This window comes from Streptomyces ossamyceticus, assembly GCF_001418475.1.
Taxonomy (GTDB): domain Bacteria; phylum Actinomycetota; class Actinomycetes; order Streptomycetales; family Streptomycetaceae; genus Streptomyces; species Streptomyces ossamyceticus.
The window spans coordinates 1-6,374 of sequence record NZ_LIQX01000490.1; the positions used below are offsets into that span (position 1 = coordinate 1).

Genomic DNA, 6,374 nt, shown 5'->3' on the forward strand with positions numbered 1-6,374 from the left:
GCCCTCGCCCTGGGCGGCGGCCTCATGCTGATGGGCATCGGCCTGGGCCTGGCATTCGTGGGCCTGCGGATCCGGAGGGGCTGAGGGGGGCGGGGCCGGCCGCTTCGCCGCGACAGCGGCCGCCTTGCCCCCGCCCTGCGCCACCCGTCTGCGCCGCCGGTCTGCCTCCCTGTACGACGTGGGCGGCAGCATCGACAGCGGCGTCTGTACGGTCCCTCGCACGGCGTTCGAGTAGCTGGTGCGGTCACTCGTACGGGCCATACGGTCCGAGCCGCCGTCGGCGTGGAAGGAGCCGCCGGCGACACGGCGAGGGCCGGGCGGCTGACACGGCCCGCCGAAGGTGGCCGACGGACGCGGCTGGAGGTGGGTGGCCGCGGCCCGGGGTGAGCCGTGGCCGCGGCCCGCCCTCCCCTTGGCTACGGCACCACCAGCAGCACCTTGCCCACGTGGCCGCTGTCCTCCAGGACCCGGTGAGCCGTGGCCGCGTCGTGCATCGGGATCTCCTGGTCGACGACGGGGACCACCCGGCCACCGGCGACCAGCGGCCACACGTGCTCGCGTACGGCGGCGACGATGGCCGTCTTCTCCTCCAGTGGCCGGGCGCGCAGCGAGGTCGCGCTGATGGCGGCCCGCTTGGCGAGGAGCGCCCCGATGTTCAGCTCGCCCTTGACGCCGCCCTGCATACCGATGATGGCGAGACGGCCGTTGACGGCGAGGACCCGGACGTTGCGGTCGAGGTACTTCGCCCCCATGTTGTCGAGGATGACGTCGGCCCCCTTGCCGTCGGTGGCCTTGCGGACCTCCTCGACGAAGTCCTGCTCGCGGTAGTTGATCAGGATGTCCGCGCCGAGCTCGGCGCACCGGCGGAGCTTCTCCTCGGTGCCCGCGGTGACGGCGACCCTCGCGCCGATCGCCTTCGCCAGCTGGATGGCCATCGTGCCGATGCCGCTGGAGCCGCCGTGGACGAGGAGGGTCTCGCCCGGACGGAGGTGGGCGATCATGAAGACGTTCGACCAGACCGTGCAGACCACCTCGGGCAGCGCGGCCGCCCGGTTGAGATCGAGACCGGAGGGGACGGGCAGCAGTTGGCCGGCCGGGACGGCGACCTTCTCCGCGTAGCCGCCGCCCGAGAGCAGCGCGCACACCTCGTCTCCGATGCTCCATCCGGACACGCCGGACCCGATCGCCGCGATACGTCCGGAGCACTCCAGGCCGGGGTAGGGGGAGGCGCCCGGTGGGGGGTCGTAGAAGCCCTGCCGCTGGAGCAGATCGGCGCGGTTCACCGCGCTCGCCGCCACCTCGACGAGCACTTCGCCCTCGCCGGGCTCGGGGTCGGGGACCTCGTCCCACACCAGGGCCTCGGGTCCACCGGGTTCGGGAATCGTGATCGCATGCATGAGGGGACGCTACTCCTCGCGCCTCCGCCTCTCCCAGAGTGCCCGGGGTCCGTACGCGACCACACCGGTCACACCCTCGACCACGCCCTGCGCAGCCTCGCCACCGCCGAGGCCCAGCCAAGGCCGCGGCCGAAGCCCCGGCCAAGGCCACCGTCGAGGCGGCCGCCGCCACGTCGGAAATAGGGGTGCGTTCGATCTCCGTCGGAGGGACCGTGGAGAAATCACGCCCGCACGGCCGATGAGTTCCGGCGGAACCGGCGGTCTCCCCTTGCGTAGCCCCGGCCACGGGCCCTGTACGCGGAAGGACCTCAGACATGAGCACACAGACATCCGGCCTCGCGATCGAGACCGCGGGTCTGGTGAAGACGTTCGGCGAGACCCGGGCCGTCGACGGCGTCGACCTCGCCGTGCCGGCCGGCACGGTCTACGGCGTCCTCGGCCCGAACGGCGCCGGCAAGACCACCACGGTGAAGATGCTCGCCACGCTGCTGCGACCGGACGGCGGCGAGGCCCATGTCTTCGGTCATGACGTCGTCCGCGAGGCCGACGAGGTACGCGGCAGGGTGAGCCTGACAGGGCAGTACGCCTCTGTGGACGAGGACCTGACCGGCACCGAGAACCTGGTGCTCCTGGGCCGTCTCCTCGGCCACGCCAAACGGGCGGCGCGGCTCCGCTCCGAGCAGCTGCTGGAGGCCTTCGGGCTGAGTGAGGCCGCTGGGAAGCAGGTCAAGCACTACTCGGGCGGCATGCGGCGCCGGATCGACATCGCCGCGTCCATCCTGAACACCCCGGACCTGCTGTTCCTCGACGAGCCGACGACCGGTCTCGACCCGCGCAGCCGCAACCAGGTGTGGGACATCGTGCGCGCGGTGGTCGCCCAGGGCACGACGGTGCTGCTGACCACGCAGTATCTGGACGAGGCGGACCAGCTGGCGTCCCGGATCGCCGTGATCGACCGCGGCAAGGTGATCGCGGAGGGCACGAAGGGCGAGCTGAAGGCGTCCGTGGGGGCCGGTTCCGTCCACCTGCGGCTGCGGGACGCCGCCCAGCGTCCACAGGCCGAGGAGATCCTGCGTCTCGCGCTCGACGCCGAGGTGCAGCGCGAGCCGGACCCGGTGGCGCTGACCGCACGCGTGGGCGGTGGATCCGCCAACGGCCAGGGTGCCGCCGAGGCCGCGGCCCGCGCCCTCGCCGAGCTGGCCCGCGTCGGCGTCGTCGTCGACAACTTCTCGCTGGGGCAGCCCAGCCTGGACGAGGTGTTCCTCGCCCTCACCGGACACGACACGAAGGCCCACGACTCCCGACACGTCGAGAAGAAGGACGAGGCTGCGGCATGAGCACCGCGACCAGCACCGACAGCAAGGAACTCGCCCCCGTCAGCGCCGAGTCGCTCGCCGCGCTGCTCATCACCAAGGAACGCCCGCCGCGGCCCAGCGCGCTGTCGGCGTCACTGACCTTCGGCTGGCGGGCCATCCTCAAGATCAAGCACGTCCCGGAGCAGCTGTTCGACGTCACCGCCTTCCCGATCATGATGGTGCTGATGTACACGTACCTCTTCGGCGGTGCCCTGGCCGGCTCCCCGAAGGAGTACATCCAGTTCCTGCTGCCGGGCATCCTGGTGATGTCGGTCGTGATGATCACGATGTACACCGGTGTCTCGGTCAACACGGACATCGAGAAAGGTGTCTTCGACCGGTTCCGCTCGCTGCCGATCTGGCGGCCGTCGACGATGGTCGGCTACCTCCTGGGCGACGCCCTGCGGTACGCCATCGCGTCCGTGGTGATGCTCACCGTCGGCATGGTCCTCGGCTACCGCCCGGACGGCGGCGTCGTGGGCGTGGTCGCCGGGGTCGCGTTGCTCATCGTCTTCTCGTTCGCGTTCTCGTGGATCTGGACGATGTTCGGGCTGATGCTTCGCACCGAGAAGTCGGTGATGGGTGTCAGCATGATGGTGATCTTCCCGCTGACCTTCTTGTCCAACGTCTTCGTCGACCCGAGCACCATGCCGGGATGGCTCCAGGCGTTCGTCAACAACAGCCCGATCACCCATCTCGCCTCGGCAGTACGCGAGCTGATGGCGGGCGAGTGGCCCACGGCCGAGATCGCCTGGTCGCTCGGCTGGTCCGCCCTGTTCGTGCTTGTCTTCGGGCCGATCACGATGCGGCTGTACAACCGCAAGTAGCGCACACCACGAGGGCGCCCCCGGGGAGCACATCCCCGGGGGCGCCCTCGTGGTGTGGCTACGGCAAGTGCTTGGTCTCAGGGGTGATCTTGGTGCTCGGGGTGGCACGGACGATCGTGATGAGGCGGTCCGTCAGCTGGAGTTCACCGATGGACGGGTCGTCGTAGCCGAGCACCCGGTGGCCGCGCAGCACACTCACGATCAGGTCCTCCGTCTCCCGTACCTTCCGCCCCACCTCGGCCTTTATGACGGGCCGTTCGACGATGTCGAGGCCGCTGCCCTGTTGGATGAGGTCCTCCATGACCATGCCGGCGGCGGGACTGAGCACCGAGAGACCGAGGAGCCGTCCGGCCGCGCTGGCACTGGTGATGACGACATCGGCCCCGGACTGCTTCAGCAGCGGCGCGTTCTCCTCCTCCCGAACGGCGGCCACGATCTTCGCGCCACGGTTCATCTGGCGCGCGGTCAGCGTGACCAGCACCGCGGTGTCGTCCCGAGCGGTGGAGATGATGATCTGCCGCGCCTTCTGCGCCTCGGCCCGCAGCAGCACATCGCTCCGGGTCGCGTCCCCCACGATGCCCGCGTACCCGTCGGCCGTTGCCGCCTCGATCACCTTGGAGCTGGGGTCGACGACGATGACCTGCTCCTTCTTCAGTCCCGTCGCGCAGACGGTCTGGATCGCCGACCGCCCCTTGGTCCCGAAGCCGACGACAACGGTGTGCTCCCTCAAGGCCGCCCTCCAGCGGTTCAGTCGCCATTCCTCGCGCGTGCGCTCCGTGAGGACCTCCAGCGTGGTGCCGACCAGGATGATCAGGAACAGTACGCGCAGCGGTGTGATCACGAAGATGTTGGTGAGCCGGGCGGCGTCACTGACCGGGGTGATGTCGCCGTACCCGGTGGTCGAGAGGGTGACGGTGGCGTAGTAGAACGCGTCCAGCAGATCGACGCGGCCATCCGAGTTGTCGTTGTAGCCCTCGCCGTCGGCGTAGACGATGAACGCCGTCGCGACCAGGACGAGCAAGGCCATCGCCAGCCGCTTGCCGACCTGGTGGCTGGGGCGCTCGACCTCCCTCTTCGGCAGCTTCACCGGATGCGTCACATGACGCTCGTCCGCCGTGCGGGCGATCACGTCATAACCCGGCAGTTTCACGTGAAACACTCCCCGCTTCCCCGTACATCCCCTGGCATCACTACGCCTTCATGTGCCCTTTGTTTCACGTGAAACCCCCACGCCCGCACGTCGGTTGGGGCGCCTGGATGTTTCACGTGAAACACACCTGGATCCCCGCGGTCGCCCAGGGCAGATCGAGCAACTCCAGCTCCTGACCGGGGCGGGCACCGCCGGGTGGGACGACGGCAAGGGCATCGGCAGTGGCGATGCCGCGGAGCATAGCGGGACCGTTGTAGTGCAGCGGTACGGCGTCGTCACCGCGCAGGGCGACCGGGATGAGCCGGGTGTCGTACGGGTGCCCGTGCACCGCCTCCCTCAGCGGCATCCCGTACCGCTCGGGCGCGACCCGTCCGGCCAGGGTCCGCAGAAGGGGCTCGGCGAGCGTGAACAGCCCCGAGACGGCGGCCAGGGGGTTGCCCGGCAGGCCCACGAGATGCTGGTTCTCCTTGGTGCGGGCCAGCAGCATGGGGTGGCCAGGGCGCACCTTGACGCCGTCGACGAGAAGTTCGGCATCGATGCGCCGCAGCGTGGGGTGCACATGATCGACGGGCCCGGCGGCGGTACCGCCCGTGGTGACGATCAGGTCGGCGGTTGAGGACCGTACGGCCTCGTACAGGGTGTCGGCGGCATCACCGAGTCGGCGTACGGCGGTGACCTCGGCGCCGAGTGCCCGGAGCCAGGACGGCAGCATCGGGCCGAGGGCGTCACGGATCAGGCCCTCACGCGGAAGTCCCGCGGTGAGCAATTCGTCTCCCAGGACGAGCAGTTCGACGCGGGGGCGCGGCAGCACGGTCACGGTGTCGTACCCGGCGGCCGCGGCGAGGCCCAGGGCGGCGGGGGTGAGTAGCGTGCCGAGCGGCAGCAGTTGGTCGCCACTGCGGCACTCCTGGCCCCGGGAGCGGATGTCCTGACCGTGCGCCATGTCCCGGGTGGCGTGCAGTCGGCCCTGCTCGTCGGTGCGGCCGTGTTCACTGCGCAGGACGGCGGTGGTGTCGAGCGGGACGCGTGCGCCGGTGGCGATCCGGACCGCCTCGCCGTCGGTGAGCCGCTCGGGCTCGGCGTGCCCGGCCAGCACACCGTCCTCCCGGACGGCCCAGGGGCCGGGCCCCGCGACCGCCCAGCCGTCCATCGCGGACGTGTCGAAGGAGGGCAGGTCGGTGAGGGCGGTGAGAGGGGCGGCCAGCACCAGACCGAGGGCGTCCTCGACGGTGACGGAGAGTGGGGAGCGGCGTCCGCAGGAGCGGGCGGCGCGTTCGGCGACGGCGCGGGCCTCGGGCCAGGGGGTGGACCGGTGGTGGGCGTCCTTCCTCGCCCGGTGCGCGGTGGGAGAGCCGTCGGCCGGGGTGCCGTCGGCGGGGCGGGGTGCGCCCGGCCCTCGGGCGGGCCTGTCGTTGGCCACGGCCAGCGCCTCCTCCACGTCCACGTCGAGTTCCTCGGCGTCCTGGGCGGTCATCCGGCGTCCGGAGCGGAGTCGGGGGCGCCGGACGGGGTGTCCGAGGAGCCGGGCTCGGCGTCCGAGGAGCCGGGCTTGGCGTCGGACCCGTCGGCGCCGGTCTCCTCGGCCCAGCCGAGGGCCAGGGCCGTGGCCCTGCGGGCGGCCTCGGCGACCGCGTCCGGGCCTCCC

General features: G+C 71.1%; 6 protein-coding genes. 2 read left to right on the top strand and 4 right to left on the bottom strand.

Annotated elements, in window-relative coordinates; genetic code table 11:
• Positions 1-261: hypothetical protein (locus tag AOK15_RS46215; protein ID WP_205632265.1), on the bottom strand; the 261-nt coding region annotated here is incomplete at its 3' end.
• A gap of 155 nt (positions 262-416) precedes the next feature.
• A complete protein-coding gene (locus tag AOK15_RS30655; RefSeq protein WP_055521595.1) occupies positions 417-1,397 on the bottom strand; it encodes an NAD(P)H-quinone oxidoreductase in 981 nt (326 codons plus the stop codon).
• 314 nt (positions 1,398-1,711) lie between these two features.
• On the opposite strand from AOK15_RS30655, the gene AOK15_RS30660 reads away from it, so the two are divergent.
• Both AOK15_RS30660 and AOK15_RS30665 read left to right on the top strand, forming a co-directional pair.
• Entirely contained in the window at positions 1,712-2,734 is a 1,023-nt protein-coding gene (locus AOK15_RS30660; RefSeq protein ID WP_055521596.1) for an ATP-binding cassette domain-containing protein, read from the top strand.
• Entirely contained in the window at positions 2,731-3,579 is an 849-nt protein-coding gene (locus AOK15_RS30665) for an ABC transporter permease (protein ID WP_055521597.1), read from the top strand. Before AOK15_RS30660 ends, AOK15_RS30665 begins: the two co-directional genes overlap by 4 nt.
• A 58-nt stretch (positions 3,580-3,637) precedes the next feature.
• On the opposite strand, the gene AOK15_RS30670 is transcribed toward AOK15_RS30665, so the two are convergent.
• A complete protein-coding gene (locus tag AOK15_RS30670; RefSeq protein WP_055521598.1) occupies positions 3,638-4,729 on the bottom strand; it encodes a potassium channel family protein in 1,092 nt (363 codons plus the stop codon).
• A gap of 112 nt (positions 4,730-4,841) precedes the next feature.
• Positions 4,842-6,203, bottom strand: coding sequence for a molybdopterin molybdotransferase MoeA (locus tag AOK15_RS30675; RefSeq protein ID WP_055521599.1), 1,362 nt, complete (start codon positions 6,201-6,203; stop codon positions 4,842-4,844).
• Positions 6,204-6,374 lie beyond the last annotated feature (171 nt).